Annotated in this window: 16 protein-coding genes and 1 pseudogene; 7 read left to right on the top strand and 10 right to left on the bottom strand. The window is 44.4% G+C overall.

Annotated elements, in window-relative coordinates; genetic code table 11:
- Positions 1 to 60: 60 nt before the first annotated feature.
- Positions 61 to 1,236 carry an MFS transporter gene (locus K08M4_RS19660; RefSeq protein WP_086051127.1) on the top strand — a complete coding sequence of 392 codons (1,176 nt, stop codon included), beginning with the start codon at positions 61 to 63 and terminating at the stop codon, positions 1,234 to 1,236.
- Positions 1,237 to 1,350: 114 nt separating this feature from the next.
- On the opposite strand, the gene K08M4_RS19655 is transcribed toward K08M4_RS19660, so the two are convergent.
- A complete protein-coding gene (locus K08M4_RS19655; RefSeq protein WP_086050179.1) occupies positions 1,351 to 2,673 on the bottom strand; it encodes an IS4-like element ISVbsp1 family transposase in 1,323 nt (440 codons plus the stop codon).
- 105 nt (positions 2,674 to 2,778) lie between these two features.
- On the opposite strand from K08M4_RS19655, the gene K08M4_RS19650 reads away from it, so the two are divergent.
- Positions 2,779 to 4,335: a YjjI family glycine radical enzyme gene (locus K08M4_RS19650; protein WP_086051126.1), complete on the top strand. Its 1,557-nt coding sequence runs from the start codon at positions 2,779 to 2,781 to the stop codon at positions 4,333 to 4,335.
- Positions 4,336 to 4,396: 61 nt separating this feature from the next.
- Positions 4,397 to 5,311: a YjjW family glycine radical enzyme activase gene (locus tag K08M4_RS19645; RefSeq protein WP_086051125.1), complete on the top strand. Its 915-nt coding sequence runs from the start codon at positions 4,397 to 4,399 to the stop codon at positions 5,309 to 5,311.
- A gap of 67 nt (positions 5,312 to 5,378) precedes the next feature.
- Here K08M4_RS19645 and K08M4_RS19640 read toward each other — a convergent pair whose 3' ends face one another.
- The 5 genes from K08M4_RS19640 to yccS all read right to left on the bottom strand — a co-directional run bounded on the left by K08M4_RS19640 (position 5,379) and on the right by yccS (position 10,918).
- A complete protein-coding gene (locus K08M4_RS19640) occupies positions 5,379 to 6,290 on the bottom strand; it encodes a LysR family transcriptional regulator (protein ID WP_086051124.1) in 912 nt (303 codons plus the stop codon).
- A 53-nt stretch (positions 6,291 to 6,343) separates the two neighbouring features.
- Positions 6,344 to 7,603, bottom strand: a complete 1,260-nt coding sequence (locus K08M4_RS19635; protein ID WP_086051521.1) for a hydroxymethylglutaryl-CoA reductase — start codon at positions 7,601 to 7,603, stop codon at positions 6,344 to 6,346.
- A 173-nt stretch (positions 7,604 to 7,776) separates the two neighbouring features.
- Complete coding sequence (locus K08M4_RS19630) at positions 7,777 to 8,097, bottom strand: hypothetical protein (protein WP_086051123.1); 321 nt, start codon at positions 8,095 to 8,097, stop codon at positions 7,777 to 7,779.
- A gap of 121 nt (positions 8,098 to 8,218) precedes the next feature.
- Entirely contained in the window at positions 8,219 to 8,380 is a 162-nt protein-coding gene (locus tag K08M4_RS22180; RefSeq protein ID WP_086051122.1) for a hypothetical protein, read from the bottom strand.
- Positions 8,381 to 8,731: 351 nt separating this feature from the next.
- Positions 8,732 to 10,918, bottom strand: coding sequence for a YccS family putative transporter (yccS, locus tag K08M4_RS19620; protein ID WP_086051121.1), 2,187 nt, complete (start codon positions 10,916 to 10,918; stop codon positions 8,732 to 8,734).
- 177 nt (positions 10,919 to 11,095) lie between these two features.
- Here yccS and helD point away from each other — a divergent pair, with 177 nt between their 5' ends.
- Positions 11,096 to 13,171: a DNA helicase IV gene (gene helD / locus K08M4_RS19615; protein WP_086051120.1), complete on the top strand. Its 2,076-nt coding sequence runs from the start codon at positions 11,096 to 11,098 to the stop codon at positions 13,169 to 13,171.
- Positions 13,172 to 13,281: 110 nt separating this feature from the next.
- Positions 13,282 to 13,632: a VOC family protein gene (locus tag K08M4_RS19610; RefSeq protein WP_086051119.1), complete on the top strand. Its 351-nt coding sequence runs from the start codon at positions 13,282 to 13,284 to the stop codon at positions 13,630 to 13,632.
- Positions 13,633 to 13,741: 109 nt separating this feature from the next.
- Here the strand turns inward: K08M4_RS19610 and K08M4_RS19605 are convergent, their stop codons facing one another.
- Positions 13,742 to 14,197, bottom strand: coding sequence for a methylglyoxal synthase (locus K08M4_RS19605; RefSeq protein ID WP_086051118.1), 456 nt, complete (start codon positions 14,195 to 14,197; stop codon positions 13,742 to 13,744).
- Between the two features lie 60 nt (positions 14,198 to 14,257).
- Positions 14,258 to 15,196: a TMAO reductase system periplasmic protein TorT gene (gene torT / locus K08M4_RS19600; protein ID WP_232460269.1), complete on the bottom strand. Its 939-nt coding sequence runs from the start codon at positions 15,194 to 15,196 to the stop codon at positions 14,258 to 14,260.
- On the opposite strand from torT, the gene K08M4_RS22370 reads away from it, so the two are divergent.
- On the top strand, positions 15,150 to 15,314 hold the full coding sequence (locus K08M4_RS22370) for a hypothetical protein (protein WP_232460250.1): 165 nt from the start codon (positions 15,150 to 15,152) through the stop codon (positions 15,312 to 15,314). The genes torT and K08M4_RS22370 overlap by 47 nt on opposite strands.
- 64 nt (positions 15,315 to 15,378) lie before the next feature.
- Complete coding sequence (gene torS / locus K08M4_RS19595; protein WP_086051116.1) at positions 15,379 to 18,411, top strand: TMAO reductase system sensor histidine kinase/response regulator TorS; 3,033 nt, start codon at positions 15,379 to 15,381, stop codon at positions 18,409 to 18,411.
- Between the two features lie 238 nt (positions 18,412 to 18,649).
- On the opposite strand, the gene K08M4_RS19590 is transcribed toward torS, so the two are convergent.
- Together K08M4_RS19590 and K08M4_RS19585 are read right to left on the bottom strand one after the other, a co-directional pair.
- Positions 18,650 to 21,004 (bottom strand): fatty acid cis/trans isomerase, encoded by a 2,355-nt coding sequence (locus tag K08M4_RS19590; RefSeq protein WP_086051115.1) that lies wholly within the window; start codon positions 21,002 to 21,004, stop codon positions 18,650 to 18,652.
- Between the two features lie 175 nt (positions 21,005 to 21,179).
- Positions 21,180 to 22,843 (bottom strand): annotated as a pseudogene (locus K08M4_RS19585) (VRR-NUC domain-containing protein).
- Positions 22,844 to 22,857 lie beyond the last annotated feature (14 nt).

Below are 22,857 nucleotides of genomic sequence, written 5' to 3'. Positions count from 1 at the left end.
GTTGCGACTTTGTTGGATTTTTGGTCTATTGATCAACTGTGCTCATATTTAGGAACAAAGATGAATAGAAACGTTTGGCTGCTCTCGTTGTGTCAGGCCTTATTGATGACGGGTAACATATTACTGATTTCTGTGATTGGCTTGATAGGAAAACAGATAGCCCCCAGTGTCAGCATGATTACTTTGCCCGTTGCCTTGCAGTTTTTGGGCTTAATGGCGGCCACGATTCCCGCGTCTCTGATTTCAGGGAAATTAGGGCGAAAACGAGGGTTTAGTATCGGTAATGTCGTTGGCATTACAGGGGCTAGCCTTGCCACTTACGCGTTGTCTCAACAACACTTTTATCTGTTCTGCTTCGCCACATTTTTGCTTGGGATAGGTATCGGTTTTGGTACGCTTTATCGCTTCGCGGCAATTGAAGTGTGTGATGAAAATGCTCGCCATCGTGCGATATCTATCTCTATGGCTGGTGGCGTTTTAGCAGCGGTATTAGGGCCAAATTTAGCGATTATGTCGCAACAGTGGTCGCAAGATGGTTTGTATATTGGTGCTTTTGCTTCTTTGATTGGATTGAACATTCTTGCGTTGCTCATCTTACAAACCATTCAATTCCCAAAAGTCTCTTTTAATAGTCAGGCGCCTAAATCCGATCCTCTCAGTGTGATAGTGAAAGCGCCTAACTTTATTGGTGCAGTGTTTGCTGCCATGGTCGCTTACGCGGTGATGAATATCCTGATGACAGCAACGCCATTGGCAATGATTGGCTGTGGCTTTGACTTTACGAAAGCAGCGGGTGTGATTGAGTGGCATGTTCTGGGGATGTTTGTACCTGCATTTTTTACCGGATCACTTATCGAGAGGTTTGGCTCAAGAATGATGATCTTGGCAGGCGGGATTCTGTTCGTCGTCTGTATCGCGATTAACATTCATGGCGAATCTATTTGGCACTTCAGAGCGGCCTTGGTTGTGCTTGGTGTGGGTTGGAACTTCATGTTTATCGCGGCAACAGGTTTGTTTAGTCAGTCCTACCAATCGCAGAATAAAGCTAAGGCACAAGCGTTTAATGAATTTATTGTCTTTGGCTGTGTGACTATTACAGCGATGCTCTCTGGCTGGCTAGAATCGACAGCAGGGTGGCAGAACCTCAATATCTACGTATTACCATTCGTGTTAGCTGTTATCTTGCTGTTCGCATTTAGTGCCCGTAAATCGCGTATTCAAAAGCAGCCTGTGTAATGGCTCATCGAATGGTGGTTCAGTAAATTCGTTACTGTGATTAAAACCTTAGTATCTCAAACTGCGACCAATAAAAAGCCCTACCAAATCGGTATAATGCCGTTCGGATAAGCATTACTGCTTGAATCTGAACGGATATTTGGCTGGGACAAAGAGGACTGAACGTGGAAACGTTCGGTCCTTTCTTTTATCTGGAAGAATGAAGTGACTCAAACTTTCTCTCATCCTTTTCAGTTTTACAGGTAAAGTTCCGTCTGGACTTAAAGCTAACCAACGTAATTGCGCATCAATAAGGTTAATTGCGGCGGTAAAACTGACCCTAGTCGCTCGAACCCCGGCTTCTGAAGCTATCTTAACCATCTCTAATCGCACTAAGTTATAGGCAAGTAATACGCCCCAAAGCTCTTGCTTCACACCGGCAGAAAAACGACTTCGTAAAGTGACGTGACTTTGAAGTTGAGTCTGTTTAATTTCACCATAACCCTCTTCAATCTCCCAGCGTTGCCAATAAATACGCAGCCGGCTTTCTAGCGAGTATTTGCTAGGGTCTGTAAGTGAAGTAATAAAACCTTTTATCTCACCTTTTGGCTCTTGATATAGGACTAATCTGGCTTCCCAACGTGCGGGTAGATTCGGATTCTGCCGTTGAGCTTGAGGAGAGATAGGCATTGAGATAAGCATGTCGTTCTCCGCATATTTCTCCAACACTTCATAGCGTAGTTTACGTTTTGCAGGCATTAACCAGTGGGCATTTTCAGCACTCTCTTGCCAGGACAGTAAAAGGTCTGCCGAGAAATAACAACGATCAAATAAGGTCAATGAGTGTGCGGGGATGTCATTGAATAGGCGCTTAGCTAAGGTCGTTTCACCGACATGACAACCATCAAAAGCCGCCCCCATAATCATTCGAGTTTCTGTTGACATCAAAGCGACTAAACGAAGTTGAGGGTAAGGTTTCAATTTTTTGGAGATGAACCCAAATTCTTCAGCGTTCTCTGGGGAATCTTGGCACCGAAATGTTGTTCCATCGACAGCAAGAACATTAAGTTCTAAGTCTTTGTCTTGTTGAAGGATATCTCCGTTCCAAGCCTTTACCGTTGTGTGAAACAGAGCCGCTAACGGACTCTCATCTAGACGTCGGCGTGAATCAGTTAGGACACTGGGTGCAACACGAGACCAGCTATCTTCAGGTTTAGGCTGAAGTGCAATGTCTAATGAACTGCATACCTCTTTGATAGACATGTTGCGTTGCAGCCCCATCCAAATAACTAACCAGACAGCTTGCTGAGCGGGAAGTCGGCGTCGTCTTATGCTCGCTTTATTGGTTTCAAGAAGAGCTTGTTCTATCCACTCAATCTGAATGGCGTCGACGACAGATTCATAATTGTCGGCATCTTCAATGGTCTCGTGTGCCATTGCTAATTCTTGTTCAAGCATAAAAAATCCCCATCAACGTTGTTGATGGGGATTATCTGCTAACTGCAAGATCGTTCAAGTCTTCTTAAACGATCGGCATTACATAATAATATTAAGGGTTTCATCATGAGCCACCAATCTGCTTCTCCACAACTTTCAGAGCAACAACAACGCTTTAGCAATATCATTTCAGATGCCCACCTGTCTCCAAAGCAGAAGTCGAGTTATCTTGCCTTAGAAGCTGAAGCAAGCTTGCCGTATATGCCGGTAAGCAAAGAAGTAGAGCAAGCCTTACAACAAGGTGTGCTGTGTGACATGTTTGAAGGGCACGCCCCATTTAAGCCGCGCTATGTGCTTCCAGACTATTCCAAATACTTACATCAAGGCTCAGAGTATTTAGAGCTTAGCGCGGCAACTAATTTCGACGAAGCATTGAACATGCTCACCATCCTTTATCATCACGTTCCGTCAGTGACTTCAATTCCCGTTTACTTAGGTCAACTGGACGATGTGTTGATGCCATTTGTTGGCGACTTGACGGATGAGCTGGTATATCAAAAGCTGAAGCTATTCTGGATCATGCTGGATCGCACACTGCCAGATGCGTTTATGCACGTGAATATTGGTCCTAGTGACAACATTGTCTGTCGTACGATTTTGCGCGTAGATGCTGAACTCAAGCAGATCGCACCAAACCTAACCTTTATGTACGATCCTGCTGTGACACCTGATGATCTACTTCGTCATGCGGCAAGCAATATCTGCGAGTGCAGTAAACCACATATCGCAAACTATCCAGTGCATGCCGAGGCTTACGGCGATAAGCGTTTTGGTATTGTGAGCTGCTATAACTCTCTGCCATTGGCGGGTGGTTCAAATACCTTAGTGCGTATGAACCTTAAGCAAGTGGCTCTAAAATCTGAGGACAGCGTAGATTTCTTACAGCAAGTGTTGCCTAACTACAGCAACATCACGATCGAACTGATGAACGCACGTAGCCGCTTCTTGCATGAAGAGTCTAACTTCTTTGAAGGCTTCCTGACCAAAGAAGGCCTTATCGAAGAAGATCGCTTTGCGCCCATGTTTGGTATTTACGGCATGGCAGAAGCGGTCAACATCTTAATGGAAAAAGAAGGCAAAGCAGGGCGCTATGGTCACGATGAACAGGCTAATCAACTTAGTCACCGTATATCTGAAAAGTTGGCTGAAATCGTTGAAAGCTCTGAAGTGACATATGGGCTGGAAGGCAAGGCTCTATTACACGCTCAAGGCGGTATTAGCTTAGATGAAGATGTGACGCCGGGTGTCCGTATTCCTTATGGCACGGAGCCTGACCCAGTCTCTTACGTTCGTGCAACAGCTGGTCATCATAAGTTCTACACGTCGGGCATCAGTGACATTCTAACGATTGACGAAACAGTCAAATCAAATCCAGAAGCGATGTTCAACTTATGCAAAGGCGCGATTCAAGCGGGCTATCGTGAGTTCACGGCCAACGTGGCATCAAACGATTTGGTTCGTGTGACGGGTTACATGGTTAAGCTGTCTGACATCGCTAAATACGATGAGCAAGGCTCACGCACCAATACCACTTTCCTTGGTGCTGAAGCGGCAAAAAATACGGGCATTCTAGAGCGTAAACCACGCGTGGCGAGCTTAGAGATGTCGCCAACATACGAATAGCCTTAACGTGCGTGTGTTGTGTTATGTGTGTAATGCGTTTCGAATGCAAACAATGTGAATTATGAAAATTTCTGATCTAACAACTCGAATGGCTAGGGTTAAAAATAATAAGACAGAAAAACAAGCGAAGGTCAGCCGTGTGCTGACCTTTTCTTGTGTTGACGGCCCGGGAAACCGCTTAGTGCTGTTTCTTCAGGGCTGTAACTTTGACTGTATTACCTGCCATAACCCACACACAATCAATCACTGCAATCATTGTGGAGATTGCGTAAGTGGCTGCCCGAGCAGTGCTCTAAGTCTTGTGGAAGGCAAAGTGAAGTGGGACCCGGAAGCCTGTACCAACTGCGATCTGTGCATTGATGTCTGCGATCATAAGTCGAGCCCGAAAATTACCACGATGACGGTCTCAGAGGTGCTTGAACTGGTTAGGCACAATCAATTCTTCCTGAGCGGTATTACCATTTCAGGTGGCGAGGCGACCATGCAATTGCCGTTTATCATCGAATTGTTTCAAGCGATCAAAAGCGATCCGCAATTGGCACACTTAACGTGCTTTATTGATAGCAATGGCTCGTTGCCACAGCAAGGTTGGGATAGGGTATTGCCTTACCTTGATGGTGCGATGATTGACCTAAAATCTTGGCAATCGGAAACACATCAATGGTTAGTGGGCAGAGGAAACCATCGGGTGTTTGATACCATCAACTACCTTGCAGATAAAGGAAAACTGCATGAAGTAAGATTGTTGTATATTCCAAATAAAAGCGATCTTGAAGATGAAATTGAACAAGTGGGGCGTTACTTGAAGACGCTACCAAATGATGTTCGAATTCGGCTGAATGCGTTTCAACATCATGGTGTGATTGGTGAAGCATTAGATTGGCCTAAATGCACCGAACAACAGATGCAGAGCTTTCACGATAAGCTCTACACGATCGTTCAAAGGCCAATGCAAACCCCAGAGGTATATAGCTAGTCTCTTATAAAAACCTAGTCTTTTATCAACATCTGGCCGTTTACAAAAAGCTATTTTCTTGCAAAATCTAAGCTTCTAAGAACAAGTCACACAACCATTTAATCGCTTGGTCATTCATGTTGGGCTTGTTCCACACTAAGCTATACGCCACCTTGCCGTAATCAAAAGGCAAGGGTTTGCTCACTAAACCCTGAGCTTGCTTAGCATGTTCAGCCCACTGTTTTGAGCAAGTGAATAGGAAAGGCGTGTGGTGGCACAGCACCGCCGCCGCGCCAAAATCCGCTACCGATATCGCCATATCTCTAGGCTTATGACATTGAACTAAGTTTTGCTCAAAGTAAGGCTTAGACAGTTCGTTATCTAAGATTCCTATGTGTTTGTAATCTAAATAGCCTTCAACCGTTAGCTCTTGCTGAGCGAGAGGGTGGTGCGCGCCCATCAAGCAAACCATTTCATCAGGAAGAATCGTTTCCCACACCAACTCTTTATTATCCGTTGGGGGTTGAGAGATATCGTGAGGCAACAAGATCAAGTTGACCTTACCACTGAGCAATGCATCGAATCCAAGTTCCTGTTTCGAATAAATATTAAGCTTGGCTTTTGGTGCAAGTTCAGTGGTGATTTTGCTGATCTTCGAGGCAAACACTTCAAAGGTACTTTCACGCATCGAAAGTGAAAAGCTGCCTTGATACTCCTGCGGAGTAAAACTCTTTTGGTGAAGTAACCCGTTCATACTGGAAAGAATCGAGTGAACGGTGGGCGCTATTTTCAGGGCAAAGGGAGTCGGGATCAGTTTAGTGCCGTCCCGATAGAAAAGCTCATCGTTAAGGATGGCACGTAGCTGAGACAGAGTTTTGCTCACACTTGAAGGGCTGACAAAGAGTTGCTCTGAGGTTTGAGTGACACTGTGGGTGTTGAGCATAATATGAAGCGCAGTGAGGTGCTTAAGGCTCACTCGCGATAAATGTAAGTAATCCATACACAACTCACTCAATACGTGACAACGGTCGGTTTAAGGTTTTATAACAGAAACTAGCGCGCTAGCTTGTGATGAGCTCGCGAAAAGTGACCCGCACAAAATGCGCCTACAATCGACAGTTCACCCGCTAAACATAAAGCAGCACAAACCTCAGCTAAGGCTTGTGATTTACCATTGCCGTGTAGCCCTAGCAAATCGAGACACGCTTTTTGGCTTGGTAAGCCTGTACCGCCACCGACTGTTCCTAACATCAAATTAGGAAGCGTCACGCTCGCGTACAAACCACCTTCTTTGTTGAGCTCCATACGAGTCATACCAATCGCAGACTCAGCAACACACGCCGCGTCTTGACCACAAGCAATGTAGAGCGCCGCAAGTGCATTCGCATAGTGAGCATTGATACCAATTGTACCGCTCAGAGCACCGCCAACGGTGGTCATTTGTCCGAATTGCACCATCTTCTCTGGCGTGGTGTGTAAGTATTTAGCGACAAGCTCTGCTGAGATGTTGACCTCGGCTGTTACCTTTTTACCACGAACGCTGCGCAAGGTTTGGGTATTGGCTTTTTTGTCGCCCGATAAGTTGCCATCTAGGAAGGCGTGATCGGGTTTCACTGGCGTATTTTCAATGATGTATTCAAACACGGCATTGGTCGCTATAGTCACCATATTCTGACCAGAAGCATCACCTGTTAGAAATTCAAACACCAAGTAAACATGATTGCCTTCGATGTTGACATTGATGTCGGTAAGTTTGCCGTGTGATGTGGTTGATTCAGCTAAGGTTTTAAATTGCTCATATTGGGTTACTGCCCAAGCCACAAACTGTCCTGCTTCTACCAAACCTTGGAATGCGAAACCTGGAGTTCGTGTTACCCCTTCATTGAGCAGCATTGCACTTGCGCCACCACAAGCCGTGAGCAACTTGGAACCTCGGTTGTAAGACGCAACAAGCGCTGCTTCAGTGGTTGCAAGTGGGACTAGGTAATCGCCTTTAGCAAACAGGCCATTAACTCTTAAAGGGCCAGATATACCAACAGGGACTTTCACGGTGCCAATAAAGTGCTCGATGTTTTTCTCATAAGCTTGAATCTGGCTTTGTGTATGAGGGTCGAGCAGTTCTTGTTGTGAATCCGGATTGTCGAGAGCCGTCCAACGGCGCGTTAGATTTTTTTCTGTCAGGTAGGGGCTAGGTGTCAGCTTATTTACTGGCTTCTCAAAATGAGGCTGAAGCTTCTTTTCTAATTCGTCTGCGGAGATGTCGCCTCCTAAAATAGAAACATAGTCACGGCGATGCAGATTTAGTTTTGGCATAAATAGTATGAAGTAAAGTTTGTGCAGCAAGATTGATTTGCGCTGATTCTACCGAGTAATAAACCAGAAACAAGTGCCTGATATAATGAGTTACAGTTTGTATGGGTTTAGAGCCATTTGTTAGTCAAAAAGAGGGCAAGCATCACCAACAAATCGCTAAATTGTAGTTCGAATTAGATATGGATATCGAGAAGGCTACCAATGGCTTCGTTTTGACGATCAACCACACTCGCACCAATACGGTTGTAATTTGCGCTTTGTGTCAGCTTTACTAACGCTTCCGTAGAGGACGAAGCAGATTCAGGTTCTTTCTCTTTAAACGAAATGGATTGTTCAGGTTCTATTTGATTGAAGCTCAAATCGCTAGTTTGAAAAGTGTCGTCGGATTTTAGAGAGTGTTTGGAGTTTTGGTTAAGCTCGATAGCGGCTTCTTCAGCCATGTTGGTTGACTGCTGAATAATGGCGTAACCAGATTGAATACCAGATATCGACATAGCAGAACCTTTTATTGACGTATGAAATGAGTCTAGGCGGACGATATTTTGAGTGCAATGGAGAACGGGTACAATTTACTGAGAACAGGTGGATTTAAGCTAAAATAGTGACGGCAGTCTATTAATTGAACAGCTCGTTAAGTACGTTTAACTCTTCATCCGTTAGAAGAGAACGCTGATCTGTTTCAAGGTTGTCGTCTATCTCGCCTTGAAGTGCTTTCAATTGCTGTGGGTTAAGGAGCTGTATTTTCTGCTTAAATGCTTCAAATTGCTGTGTATTCATAATGTGACCCTAGTTCAAATCCATATGCTCAATAGAGCATAGCTTACTGGTTCAGGAAATCAAACAAGATTAAGCGAATATTAAATGAAGTTTGAAGTTTCCTAAAACTAAGACAACTATAAATCCATTTGGTTGTTTTTTGTCCGAGGAATGTTAGACAAAGCTATGAGTGAGTCAATCAAAGTCAGCCGGTTTGTACGGGTTGAGAGTTCTTTAGCCCTTGTAAATAAAGGGTAGGTGAGAGGTTGCTCTACCTGATTGAGTCTGTTGGTAGAGCAATGTATAGATTTGCGTGATGTTTAATAAGTAACCAACTGTGTTATCTTTTTGTTTTTACAGTTGTTTTGTTTTTTATCTTGAAACTTCTTTTTCAAGCGGTTTTTCCATCTTAACTTTAACTGCAAATTTTGTGGCTAAGGTATGCAGTTCTGGAAGCATTCGATAAATCAAATGGAGCTGTTGTAGAACCATTCGAACAGAGCTTTCATCTTCTTCTCGCCACTCACTCAAACGTTTATCAAGTTCAGGGTCGTAAGCGTTTTTCACTTCACACTGTTCTTGATGAGAATAGAGTTGATCATTTAGAGCGTCTAGATGCTCGTGGATTACTCTGTGCGCATCTAATACTAGTTTGTGTGTCGCTTCGTCATCGATACGTGTTCTGTGTGCTCCCAGAGCAGAGATATAGCTGAGTAGCGCATGATTGAGTGTTAGGAATCGGAAGCTCTCATCTTCAGAGGTGCGATACTTGCCCGGTTCAACCAGCATGCTACTGATAGCGGCAGTCAGGTTTGCATCGTTATTGTGTGCACTACGGCGAGCGATACGATAGTTGAGGCTATCTTTCTTGCCCACGCGGTATTGTCCAATGATCTGAGCGAGATAGTCTTTATTGGAATCGAGTGCATCTGCCATCACTTTGTGAAGTCGTTTTGATTGCCAGTCCGGTAAAATATAGATAACAGCTAAAACAGCGAGCGCACTACCAATGAAAGTATCAGCTAATCTTGGCAAAACAACGGCGTAGCCTTCCCCTAATTGATTGAAGCAGAAGAGTACAAGCAAGGTGATAAAGGCGGTTGCGAATCCGTAGTTATTGATACGGAAAGCAAAGAACATCACACCACTGACCACAATGAATACCAGCTGACTCTCTTGAGATGGGAAAAAGGTCAGTAACGGTACTCCGATCAACAAGCCTGCGACGGTGCCAATAACACGAGCCGTCAGCTTTTGTCGTGTTGCACTGTAGTTTGGCTGGCATACAAACAGTGTCGTCAGCAAAATCCAATAGCCTCGCTCTATGTCAAAACCTTGAATGATTCCGTAGCCGAGTGTCAAAGTGATCGCCATACGAATCGCGTGACGAAATAGCATCGAGTCGGTGTTCAGGTTGGCTTTGATCTTATGCCACATCGCCGTCAAAGTATGTGGGTTAGTATCGTCTAGTACCCCTTCTTCTAATTTTTCGGCATCTGGGTTGCTGATATTGGATAGCTGTTTTTCAACGGTAGCTAGGTTATTAAATAAGTAATCCAACTGGTTGAGTAATGATTTCCATTCTGGTTTGTTCTGTTGATGCAGGTGATTAAGTGAAGACATCAGTTCATCCAGTGCCAGAACCGATTTTTCGCCATGTTGGTATTCAGCCCCAACTTTCAGTGAACTTGCTACTTCTTTACAAGCTGTCGCTTGGGCTTCTAGCAGATACTTAAATCGAAATAAAACGTCTGAGCGTTCAAAGTGTTTTGCCAGTTCTTGATAACGGTAGTGACTGGAGCTTACGCGTTCATGAATATCTTGTGCGATGAAGTAAGTATTAAGGAATCGGTCACTCGGTCCGTCAATGTGTCCGCGTTTAGAGCGGTTGAGTAGCGTTGCTTTGCACATGTTGAGCGCGTTAACCGTGCTAGCGTTGAGTTTGGCTTCAATAATGCGATGTGGTTGGGGAATCAAATCTGAAACTGGATAGAAGAGCTCTGCTTTAGAACCGATGTAATTGCCGATTTGATCAAATACTGTTGCTAGGTTTTGCTGCACTGGTTGCATTGGCCATACGATCTGCCAAATCATCGACATGAAGTAGTACCAAGCTGCGCCCGTTAACAGTAGTAGTGGTTGAAACCAAAGGTTAGTGCTCTCGTGAGCCCCAAGCATGGCGTAGATAGCCACAAGTAATGAGCCAAATGCGATGCTGGCGTATTTAGGGCCAATTGCGCCGAGAATGATAAAAGAGAAGGTTGAAACGAAAAGCCCTATCGCGAACAGCCAAGGCGTGTCGAAGAGAATCTCAATAGAGAAGGCTGCCACGGCAAAACAGATAAAGGTTAGCGTGAGTGCTTTCAAACGCCCGGTAAAGCTGTCATCACTTTCAGCAAGAGCCGCAGCAATAACGCCTAAAATTAACGGTGTGATCAGTGTGTTTTGCCCATAATACCAAGCAGGTACGACAACACCGAGTAGAGTGATGAGAATTAATACGCTGTAATTTATGGTTTTATTCGCCCAATAAAGGCGTAATTTGGCTGAGAAGTCCACAGTCGCTCACTTGACACACTAAAACCATAATCCTAACAGAAATCAAGCACAAGAATTTGATACTTATCCATAATTGCCCCTAGGTGGTCATGAAAGCGTCGATAAGCCGTGAGACATTATTAATTCTCACTGCATCATGATATAAATTGAATATTCCCAATTAAAGAGCACGCTCCAATGCAGCTAAGCGCTAATAAGACTGCACAGTTTTTTATTCAAAATGAATATCATCAGGTTGAGCTTGATGGCCCACGCCTGCTGTTATCTTCAGTAGGCAGTGAAGAACGTATCCCTTTCACTATTTGGAGTGGCAAGATCGCGATAAAGCGCGGGTTGTTTTGGGGATCGTTGCAGTTTTTTGCTAATCAACAAGATGGCAAGCAGCGAAGCTGGTTAGTCCAAGGCCTTCCGTGGGAGCAATGCCGTCAATTTGCGCGCGCATCGGTTGCTGCTTATCAGACGTGGCATGACAGACAATGTGAACAGTTGGCGGAGCACGTTCCTCAATGGGAAGCTGAATTGACACGTCTTGAGCAACTTCCTGCTTTCCTACCGCATTCTAAAGTGAAGACTTGGGTTGAGATGGTCAATGCTGGTCTAGAAAATATGACCATGACTCTAGAGGAAGCCGCGCAGCGTATGCCAAACCGCATCGCTCGAATGCAGCCATGGTTGTCTGAAACGGAAATTATGCAAGCCGAGAGGAATCAACAGTGGTTAGAGACAGAAAGACAAAACTGGGAAGTATTGTTTGCTCAATGTGAATCGTCACCACTGAACTTATCGCAGCAATATGCGGTGTTGATGAATGATGATCACAACCTTATTTTAGCGGGTGCCGGTTCGGGTAAAACCAGTGTTCTAACAGCTCGCGTCGCGTATTTACTGCAAAGTCATCAAGCTCAAGCTGAAGAGTTGTTACTGCTCGCCTTTGGTCGTGAAGCCGCGGAAGAGATGAAACAGCGCCTTAATAGCAAAGTGGGCTTATCAGCAGAGAAGGTGCAAGTGAGCACTTTCCATCAGTTGGGTTTAAAGATCCTTAATCAGGTTGAACCTGAACGCGTGGTTATTTCTCCGCTCGCGCTCGATGACAATCAACGCCAAGCATGGTGCATTGATTGGTTGAAGAAGCACTGGATGACGCCGACCAACTTTAAACGTTGGCAAAAGCATTTGTCTAAATGGCCAATCGCTTATTTAACCGGTGACGATGAGCTAGGTAGCCATGTCTCAAACCTCAAGCTGATAGCTTGGCTTGAAAAGCAGCTTGAACAGTTGAATGCATCGGGTTTATCGAAGAAAGAAGTGCAACAACAGCTGATCGATCACCGAGACTACACGCGTCTCAACAGTGAACTTTCATTGTGTTGGCCGTGTGTGACCGCGTGGCAAAAGGAATTGAAAGAACAGAATCATATCGACTTCTCAATCATGATTAGCCGAGCGACACAGTATGTCGAGAAGGGGAAATTTATTTCGCCTTGGAAGTTTATCATGATCGATGAATATCAAGATATCTCGCCAGATCGCCTTGCCTTGGTTGAAGCGCTATGTAACCAGTCGAAAGCGCAGCACCAAGCCTCTATTTTTGCGGTAGGCGATGACTGGCAGTCAATTTACCAGTTTGCGGGGGCGGATGTTGACTTGACCACGGGCTTTAAAGATCGCTTTGAGAGCTCGACTATTCATCACCTAGATACGACTTACCGCTTTAACAATCAGTTAGGTGCAGTTGCCAATCGTTTTGTGCAGGAAAACCCGATTCAATTACCAAAAGAGCTCAACAGCTTCAAGCAACAGAAACAGAAGTCGGTTTATAGTGCGCCAAGCAAAGAAGTTGAGAAGATCCTCGATCAGATAAACAGGCAAGCAAAAGGCAAAGCCAATAAGTCTGTGATGCTGCTTGGGCGAAATCATTACCACAAACCTGAACTGTTGGATGATTGGAAAAAAATCTACACCTCAATTGATATCAGCTTCATGACTTGTCACGCGAGTAAGGGTAGAGAAGCGGACTTTGTGATTATTCTTTGCGTGGATGAAGGGCAGTTCCCTGCGAAGAAGAAGCAATTGCACATCGATGGTGCGTTGACTGAAGCTTCGGATGCGTTCCCTTATGCGGAAGAACGTCGCTTGTTTTATGTGGCTATGACGCGAGCGAAAGAGAAGGTTTGGATCACGCATAGCGGTGACGGTTCTGGCTTTGTGCAAGAACTGCATGGCTCTGATTACCCTGTCGTTCGTAAAAAGTGATGTCACTTGGTGTAATTGTCTAAGATTAGATCTTCAAGCCCGCTCTCTATGCTCATTAGGGCGTAAGCTATTATCATTAGGAAAAAGGCATAAAGCAGAAGGAATCAGCTATGGAACACGGCTCTATTAACTACATTGAATTTGCCGCGCGAGACATCGCCGCGACTAAGGTGTTTTTCAGCCAAGTGTTTGGTTGGAGCTTTGAAGACTATGGTCCTGAGTATTCTGCTTTTGAAGGTAAAGGCTTAATGGGTGGGTTTTATTTAGCGGATCTGGCGTCTAATGCTGAAAGTGGTGCGGCGCTGATGGTTTTCTATAGCGAAAATCTTGAACAAACCGAGCGTGATGTGATTGATGCCGGTGGCAAGATTAACCGTGAAATATTTAGCTTTCCCGGTGGCAGACGTTTCCATTTTAGAGAGCCAAGTGGCAACGAAATGGCGGTATGGAGTGACAAGTAGCGAGTTAAGGTTCTAGTGAACAAAAGCCTGCGATGAAGCAGGCTTTTTAGTCTGTGACGTTATCTTGGTTCTTAACGAAGCGTTCAGCTTAGTTAAGAGCGCTGAACCATTAAGTTCGCTCAGCTAGGTACGCTTCGTAGTCTGGGATCTCGATGATCACTTCTTCTTCAAGCAGTGAAGAGTTAAACAGGAAGTTAGCAGTAGCGCGGTTGGTTGCTACAGGGATGTTCCAAACACTTGCGATACGAAGCAGTGCTTTTACGTCCGGGTCGTGTGGTACGGCATTCAATGGATCCCAGAAGAAAATCATCATATCGATCTTGCCTTCAGAGATAAGCGCACCAAGTTGTTGGTCACCGCCCATTGGGCCACTGATCATACTCTTAATTGCTAAGCCTGTTTCTTTACTGAGTAGAGAACCCGTCGTGCCTGTTGCATAAAGGAAGTGCTTTTGTAGTTTTTCTTTGTTCTCTTTGACCCATCTTAATAGCTCAGGTTTGAAATGGTCATGAGCGACCAAAGCGATATTCTTATGCGTTGGCATAGTACGCGTCGTTTTTAGCATGGATGTTCCCTAAATGATTGATTCGTTTTTATTGTTTTGAGTTCTTTAGTCAATATAGCACTAAGGGTTCACACTGAATACTGGGCGAAACTCAGAAGGTGACAATGAGTCAGCGATAATTTGATCTTTGAGTGTTGCTGGTGTCAGTGCCTCAATCATGGGTGCACTGTGTTTTTCATAAGGTTGACCACGTAAGTAATTAGTGGCTTGCTTTACCGACAAGCGACCTTGTTCAACCATTTTATCTGTTGGTGCAAAAAGCACCTTGTTACGAAGCAAACCGCGGTAGATTCCGTGACTTAAGTAACTTGAAATTAACCCAATGTCTTTGGTTTTACCCGCAGCTCTTAGTTCACTTATCGCAGCTTCAATCGCGACCGCGCTTCCTACAATATATTGAATATCCGGTTGTTCGATGACTTGTTGCACCAAGTTTCTTTGCAGTTCTTTATCGTTGTCTGCCCAATAGCTGATCGCGATTTTGATATCGCTCGATTTGATTGCATCATAAAACCCAAGAGCCACTGGCTTAGTGCCACCGCTTGCTTGTGGGCCAAGTAATAGGGCAATAGGCGTTTCACCTGATCCTTTTGGATGCCTCTTCGACAAAAATTCTCCAACTTGGAAGCCCATTTGATACCAGTCGACACCGACCGTGCCTTTTAATACTCTTTGTTGCTCTTTATTGACGGTTAACTCATTGACTGTCGCAAACACAGGGGTTGCTCCGACCCAGTTGGTCAAATTTTCATGGTAAGCGTCAGGTGAAACTGTGCCTAAAATAATGGCATCAGCCCCCCATTGCGTGCAAAGCACCAGTTGTGAGGCTTGTTTGGCGACGTTAGGGTAGCCGCCAGCTTCCAACACTCTAAGTTCGACTTGTTGCTTTTCTGCTTCTGAGACCATTCCGTAGTTAACCGATAACCAATAAGAGTCTTTTAGGTGCGGATAAATGGCACAAATTTTTTCTTTTTGTGATGTGGCTTCGGCCGGTTTTATTGGGCTTAAAGGCTCACTAGCACTTGCTACAGTAGTGACTGATGCTAGTAATGAAAGAATAATTTTTGAAGTTAAAGGTCTAGATAGCATGAATTGCCGTTTTATTGGTTTTAGATAAGAAACACTGCAAAATATAGCGTATTCTGCATGGGTAAAGAAGAAAGTTTTAAGGTTTAGAGTTTATGTTGTTAGCTTCAGCGAGTATTGGACGCAAGCTATTGGCCTCATTCTTAGTGATGGCCCTGTTGGTTTTATTGTCTGCATTGATCGGTGTTTCTGGTTTTAGCTTCGTAGCAAAGACAGAAAGAAACGTCGTGGATTCTGCTCTTCCTGCCATGATCGAAGCTCGTCAAGTGTCTGAGTTAAGTAACCGTATTATTTCGTCGGTACAAACGCTTTCTAATGCGAGAAATGAAGCAGAAAGAAAAGAGGCGGGCACTATGTTGTTCGGTCAACTTGAGTCGCTTCTTCAGCATATTAAAGAGCTTGGCGTCGACAGCTTTGATTCCCAACTTCTTAATAAACTCGAAAACAATGTCCAAAGTGTTATTAATACACTGGCTGAATTGGGTGTGTCAGTTGAACGTAAGCTTTGGTTAAACAAGGAACTCTCTTCTCGTGTCGAAGAGATGCGACTACTCGCGGAAGAACTCGAGCAGCTAACCCGAACCCAAGTGTTGAACACGGCCACCATCGCAGTTGCCAACGTAACACACATCTATGATCTACTAGAAACTAAGCAAACTGATAAAGCCTACCAAGCCTTGGATGCGCTTGTTGAGGTTGACCTTGATTTGTCTGAACGCCTGCATGAATTACATTTGCTGGCGTACAAAATGCTTAATCAAATAGAAGAAACGCAGACGGTCACTAACGTTGAACGTATTCATCAAATCCAATCTGAGTTTGAATCTAATCTTAGAATTATGGCGCGCCGTGTTAAAGCGGTCGAAGATCCGACTCGTTCGGCGCAGATGTCTCAGCTTCTAGAAGAGCTAAGAAAACGCCAAGTCGTGTTTGATATTTCGTTAGAACAATATGAGAACACCAAGAAGTCAGAGTTTCTGATGCAAAATACGCTGGAGTTGTTCTCTCAGCTTAATACAACGGTTAACCAACTGGTTGATGATTCGAATCTAAGCACCAAAAAAGCGGTTGATGAGCTGACTAGCACCTTGAATTTGGCTCAATGGTCGTTGTCTGTGATTTCGGTTATTGGTTTGGTAATCGTCGCATTTATCGTGTGGCGCGTGGTGTATATCTCGGTGGTAAAACGCCTTACTGAATACTCTTCAGCTTTGATGTCTATCGCTCAGGGGCGTCTGAATATAGATATCTCGGTTAAGGGTAATGATGAACTGGCTCATATGGGCGAGGCTATTATTACCGCCAGAAACACGGCACAGGCGCTACAAGTGGTAGCCGTTGGCGAAGCGAAGGCGAAACGTGAGCTCGAAGAACATAAAGAGCACTTAGAAGAGTTGGTCACCGACCGAACTTATCAGCTGCAAAAAACCAATGAGAAGTTGAATGTCGAGGTGGAAAATCACGCTAAGGCTCGTAATGCCGCAGAGCAAGCAAGCCGGGCTAAGTCCGCCTTCCTCGCGACGATGAGCCATGAAATACGAACACCGATGAATGGTGTGTTAGGTACGGCTCGATTACTTAAAGATACTGGGCTAGATCCTTTGCAATCGGGTTATGCCGATATCATTAACCGCAGCGGCAAGAATCTTCTCGCCATTTTGAATGACGTGCTTGATTACTCAAAGATAGAAGCGGGGCATTTAGAAATACGCACGGCTTCGTTTGATCTCTACCAAATGGTTAAAGATACCTATCAACTCATGGAAGGGCGCGCTGCTGAGAAGAAACTTAATTTCGATTTCCATATTGAAAGTAACGTACAACGCTATTGGCGTGGTGACGTGACAAGAATCAGTCAAATCTTGAATAACCTAGTAGGCAATGCAATTAAGTTTACGGAAAGTGGTTCGGTCGATATCTTTATCAGCTTAGATATCGAAGATGAAAATCGAGTGATGTTTGAAGTCTCAGACACAGGTGTTGGCATTGATAGCAACGAGCAAGCTTGTCTGTTTGATGCGTTCACCCAAACCGGTAGTGGTCGTAACAAAGCTGGCGGCACAGGGCTTGGACTAGCGATCAGTAAAAGTATCATGCAAGCAATGAACGGTGATATTGGCGTTCATTCTGAAGAAGGTGAGGGAAGCCAGTTCTGGTTCTCGGTACCTTTGTTAGCGGGCGAGAAGATTGAAACGAAAACACCGATCATTGAAGCTTGTATCCGTGCCAAAGTGTTGTTGATTGAAGATAACCCCGTTAACTGCATTGTTGCTGAAGGATTTCTGAATAACCTAGGCCATGACGTTGTGATGGCAACAACAGGACAAGAAGCCAGAGCTATATTCAGTGAGCAGGCGTTCGATATCGCGCTAGTAGACATTAACCTACCCGATTGCGATGGTGTAGAGTTGATTCAGCAGTTAAAAGCGATTCTAGAACAAACGCCCACGGCAGAACCGTTAAATATACCACCTATGGTGGCGGTGTCGGCGCATGTATTCAATGAAGAGGTCGAGAGCTATTTAGCATCAGGATTCGATGGCTTCTTACCTAAGCCGTTAGAAAAAGAGGCTCTTTCTCAGCTCATCGTTGCTCAACTTGATGGTAAAGCACTCTTGTTGCCTCAGCCTGATCCGAACGATACTGTTTGTAAGCAAAACTATCAGCGCCTGACTAAGAGTAACAGTGATGAACTGCACTCCGCACCGTTGACAGATAGTTTGGCTAAGCACACGGCTACCATTGATGCTCTATGTGATACAACTGATTCCCAAGACCAAGGAGAGGCTCCGGTGAAATTGATTGATTCCAAAGTGATAGAGGGTGATCTGTCGATTCTTGGATTGGAGAAAATGAAACAGATCGTTGCGCTGTTTGATGAAAGCAGTGACCTGACCTTGAATGAACTGGCTGAGGCGAGTCAAGCGGATGATGGACGAGAAGTGAAGTCCTTGGCGCACAAACTTAAAGGGTCGGCGGGTAGCTTGGGTCTCTCAGCACTGTACAGCTTGTGTCAGAGCATTGAAGCAAGCGAAGAACCATTATTGCTGTATCGAAATAACGACCAAGCTTTATCAGAATTAGTTAAAGACTCGTTAAAGGCACTTGTGCCCTATGTTTCCGTTTAACGATGTGAGCCTTTTTTAGGTTTATACCTAATCTGCAAGCCAAATAAAAAATCCTCTGAACGACTATTCGTCAGAGGATTTTTTATAGCATGTGTACTAATGGTTCTTTAAGAAAGCCCCATCAAGGTTTCAAGCAATATGGCCGACGTTCAAAGCGACATGGCCGACGCTCAAGGCAATATAGTCAATGCTCAAAAGCTAGAACCAAGGCCTACCGCTTACTCGCTATCTATTTTTACTATCTATTCTCAAAGCGGTTGTAATCCAATAAACCAAACTCAATCGGTTGATCTTGTTGATACCAACGGTGAACTCGGTCGCTGAATGGCCAGAACTCAGGCGAACTGCGTCGTACTGCAAACTTATCCAGCAACGCGACGTAATCTTTTTCTGTGTCCAAGCTTTGCAGTGCTTTAACCAGAGTCGGTATATCGCGCTCAGTTAATGACAGATAAGCGGCAGGGTAGCTACCCACAACGCCGCGTACGAGAGTCAAGTCGTCATTGGCGTAATCTCGATTACCCTCTTCATTGAACAGGCTTGAAATGTTGCTGTGAGCGTTATTGTGAATCATGGTGAACAGCTGCTCTTCGCCGTTCTCGCCTTCAATCATGATCGTCACCAATTGAGGAGCATGACGTAGACCGACTCCTTTGATCAAATTCACTTGCTTGAGCAGCGCTTCGTTTTTCCGACTAAAACCTGTTTCGACAATATCAAAGCGATTATCGAGGATCGGCGCGAGCTTATCTTTGATCATATTAAGCAGTTCACGCTTAGGATTTGTCGTTTTGTATATCACGTTGGTTGGCTGGTCAAAAGGTGCAATATTGCGCTGCAAGTAGTCGCTCAGCTGTGAGCTTTGGTTTTCATACCAACTTGAGTGTTCAATGTGTCGTACGTCTTTTGGAAGAAGGGTCAAGAAGTTACTCTCACCTTCAAGGCGCAAGAAATCCATAAACATACGGGTAATCAGCTGGTGGCCGAAGTTACCGTAGACATCAAAACCAGCAACGAGAAGGTAATGGATACGTTCTAGAAGGGCGTAATCAAGAATCCACGCTGTCTTGGGTTGTGGGCCAACTAAACCTTGAACAACTGAAGCGCTATCAAAGTGTCTAAAGATAGTAAGCGCGGCATTAGGGTTCGTGCCATTGCCATCCCAAATGATATCTGTGTCTAGATTTACTCCGCTATCAAACCATTGATTGGTGAAGTCTGATTTTGCATTAAGGTATCGAGCTTGTTGCTTCGCGTAGCTCACCCAACTTGTGACAGGGACAGTGTTGCTTTCTAGTTCACTAGGCAGCTTTAGGTTTTGCTTCTGGTTGGCATAAAACTGATTAATTTCAGGTAGATCCGCTTTATCAGGATCGATGAATAGTACCCAGAATCTATCATTGATCACGTTGAGTGCGAGCTGCCCGCGACACACCGGCCCCTTGATAAATGCCATGATGGTGTTTTGTGCATTGTCCAGCATGAAATGGAAGCGCGAGTTCACAGGAAGTGCTTCAAACGAAGTCATTGGATTCGCCGCGACGTCAATCGCGTAGCTAGGAAGTTGTTTGACAGCGTAACGAGCATCCACAAACCATGTGTTCCAATTGTTCAGGCGTTCTTCATTTAATGCGAAAGGCATGTGTGTTTTGTGGACGATGGTGCCTTGCTCTGGAATCAGGCGATAATAAACCCGATCCACTTTTGGATCGTCGTAAGGTCGACGACTCGTGATGCGTTGAACCGCTTCACCTGGAGGTGTCGCAGAACGAACCAAGGTGAAGAAGCGTGTTGGCTGAGCTAAATCAGAGAAGTAGAGGTGTGATAGAAACAGATGTTCATAGATATAACGTGCTGAAAGCTGGCTTTTATTGTCACTTTTATTGAGAAAGCCCTCGTAGATATCAACGAGCTCTTGTTCCGCATCATTCAGTGGAATATGGTCGTTCATTAACGCGCCATTTTCCAACCAGCTCATTAAGGTAGCGTACTCGGATTTATCTAAGTTAGGCATACCATAAGGCATTCCCCAAGTAGGATAATCTCTTTCATATTCAGCATATTCTTCAATAGTTGGACATTGTTGATCACGATCTATCGAAAAGTCGAAGCCTTCTAATTGAGTTTGATTTGGAAGAGGGTGATTTTCTTTCTGCATCAACATGCGAGAGACAAGGCCTGCATCAAGGTTTGCCGTTGAATTTTGCATACGCTCGTTAAGCACAGGGTGAAAATCCGCATCACGCCATTCTTGTGTGGTTATCGCGTCTTCAAACAGGCGGGTAGGGGCTGAGGCGGTTAAACGGGTGCCTTGATAAACGAGTGCTTTACTCGCTCCTCGGTCGATACCTTCAACTGAAGACATTTTGAGCTGGCAAGGTGCATCATAACAAGCGTGGCAAACCACGCAGCGGCTATCAATGACCGGTTTTACTTCGTCAATGAAATGCTGTGCTTGAGATGAAAGAATAGGCGCTTGGCGATCACGAACTTGTTGTTCACCAAAAAGTTGATCGAAGTTCAAACCCGCGTAGACGGCACAACCAGAGAAGATGCTAACAAAAGCTAAAATGAAGAGTTTTTTCAAATTCATACGTATTAAAGATTAGGCATTTTCTCTAATTATATCGAAAATGATTGAAAAAGCTCATGTTCTGATTATTTTATAGATAAGATATTGATGTAAGTTATTTACTAGAGACTAGAGACTAGAGACTAGAGACTAGAGACTAGAGACTAGAGACTAGAGACTAGAGCTAGGCAACTATCTAATGATTGACGTAGCAAACCGAGAATGGAACAGATAATCGCTCGAACTCTTTGATCCATCGCCACTGGTTGTCTTGCAATTTATCGCCGGGCCCTTTGACCTCAATCCAATGAAATTCATCGTCCTTGAACGCAATCAAATCCGGCATCCCATTTCTAAATAGCTTTAGATCACTCAATATCACTTTGAATAGCTCGACGATTAAGGCGTTCGGAATAGCCTCCATACTGTGCTCAATGAGTGCTTTAGGGAAATGGTTCCAATGAACGAATGGATTTGCGATACCGTATTTCAGGTCGTAGATATCAAGCAATTGGTTTAGTCCTTGCTCGGATATGGTTTGAAACGCAGCCTGGATCTGTTCAACTCGTTTGTCTACGAAATTTGAATGATACAGATCCAGAGGGCGATGTTGGTAACGATTAATAAATGCACTCTCAACGTCTGCGAAAATCACTTCCCAAAAGGCTAAGCCAAACAATCCACATAAAAAACTGTTCTCTGAAAAGTAGACTTCCCAACCTTGGTTTTCCAAGTGTTGCTTCACCACAAGTTCAACTCGCGTTTGGCTGAGGTCTAATTCCAGTTTTATCTCTTTGCAGCTCGGTTTTATAGTTCGTGAAACTTTGTGGCCCTGTTTCCGTAGTAGCCTGTTTTCAAGCTTAATAGCGACTTCCAGCTCTGATACATCTGATGGATTTGCTTTCATTTTCGTGACAATGTCACACATTAAGTTTAGCTCATCTTGCTTGTCATAGATGCGTGCAAGTCGTTCTCTGCTTGGGGAAGTACGGATTGTTTGAACCAAAAGACAGCTTGATCGTTTTGGTTGAGCCTTTCTAGATCGCGAGCGATATCATTGATCAAACGCGATCGTTTTCTGGCAATGCTTCTGTGCTCTGATTCTTCAGGAATCGAGTTTAAAAGCTGCTCAAGAAACTCACCGTCTTTGCGGTCCCCTTCTGAATACAAGCGTTGAATATCACGTATCTGGAGCAGTTGATTGAGCTGTTCTCTAGAGATGAAGAAACGACGCTGTTTACTTAATGGGTAGTTTTCGAAAGTGTTGAGCCCAAGATCGCTAAGAACGAATTGGCTTAGGTCTTGATAAGTATTGGCAAAGAACAGTAGCAGCAAGGCATCAATAACTTCAGATTTGACAACGTAAATACAATCGAACGACAAGTTTCGGAACTGATCAAAAGGTTGGTGATCGAGCAAAGCCAAGAGTTCGTCTTTCTTCGCTGTCTTATAGTTCATAAGAAATGGGAATGCGCTGAACAGCTCTGGTTTAGTCAGTAGATGCAATCCTAATTCGAGATCACTAATGACAAGGTTATGTTGTTCGGTAGGGTGGCTTAACGCAATGAAGTTCGATGCGTTTAGCTCTTGTAGTGCGCTTTTCAGGTCTTGAATTTCAGCATAGTTGAGCTTATCACTTCGAAACCAGCAGCCCTTGCGAGAAAGCAAACGAATCATTAGACACTGGCTTGCAACTGAAAGACGCTTGTATTCAGACAACCAATGGCATTCATCGTCACTCAGCAGATCTGGATAGAGTGTTTGAGCGTGTTCAATCAGTCGATTGAAGTTGTCGAGATAATAAGTAGGGGAGAGCTGAGGAGTGGTTTCTATCGTCAATGGATTAGTCGCTTGATACAAAAAGAGCCTAACCC

Origin of the sequence: Vibrio syngnathi, assembly GCF_002119525.1 — a bacterium.
In the GTDB taxonomy this organism is placed as follows: Bacteria; Pseudomonadota; Gammaproteobacteria; order Enterobacterales; family Vibrionaceae; genus Vibrio; species Vibrio syngnathi.
Note: the sequence above shows the minus strand (reverse complement) of the source record. Positions and strands in the feature narration are given on the sequence as shown.

Excerpts from the sequence above, each read along its gene's own strand:
- K08M4_RS19640 (WP_086051124.1), bottom strand. The coding sequence starts at position 6,290 with ATGGATTACTTACATTTATCGCGAGTGAGCCTTAAGCACCTCACTGCG.
- K08M4_RS19650 (WP_086051126.1), top strand. The coding sequence starts at position 2,779 with ATGAGCCACCAATCTGCTTCTCCACAACTTTCAGAGCAACAACAACGC.
- K08M4_RS19610 (WP_086051119.1), top strand. The coding sequence starts at position 13,282 with ATGGAACACGGCTCTATTAACTACATTGAATTTGCCGCGCGAGACATC.
- K08M4_RS19645 (WP_086051125.1), top strand. The coding sequence starts at position 4,397 with ATGAAAATTTCTGATCTAACAACTCGAATGGCTAGGGTTAAAAATAAT.
- K08M4_RS19605 (WP_086051118.1), bottom strand. The coding sequence starts at position 14,197 with ATGCTAAAAACGACGCGTACTATGCCAACGCATAAGAATATCGCTTTG.
- torS (WP_086051116.1), top strand. The coding sequence starts at position 15,379 with ATGTTGTTAGCTTCAGCGAGTATTGGACGCAAGCTATTGGCCTCATTC.
- K08M4_RS22370 (WP_232460250.1), top strand. The coding sequence starts at position 15,150 with ATGGCACAAATTTTTTCTTTTTGTGATGTGGCTTCGGCCGGTTTTATT.
- K08M4_RS19635 (WP_086051521.1), bottom strand. The coding sequence starts at position 7,603 with ATGCCAAAACTAAATCTGCATCGCCGTGACTATGTTTCTATTTTAGGA.
- K08M4_RS19630 (WP_086051123.1), bottom strand. The coding sequence starts at position 8,097 with ATGTCGATATCTGGTATTCAATCTGGTTACGCCATTATTCAGCAGTCA.
- K08M4_RS22180 (WP_086051122.1), bottom strand. The coding sequence starts at position 8,380 with ATGAATACACAGCAATTTGAAGCATTTAAGCAGAAAATACAGCTCCTT.
- helD (WP_086051120.1), top strand. The coding sequence starts at position 11,096 with ATGCAGCTAAGCGCTAATAAGACTGCACAGTTTTTTATTCAAAATGAA.
- K08M4_RS19660 (WP_086051127.1), top strand. The coding sequence starts at position 61 with ATGAATAGAAACGTTTGGCTGCTCTCGTTGTGTCAGGCCTTATTGATG.
- K08M4_RS19590 (WP_086051115.1), bottom strand. The coding sequence starts at position 21,004 with ATGAATTTGAAAAAACTCTTCATTTTAGCTTTTGTTAGCATCTTCTCT.
- K08M4_RS19655 (WP_086050179.1), bottom strand. The coding sequence starts at position 2,673 with ATGCTTGAACAAGAATTAGCAATGGCACACGAGACCATTGAAGATGCC.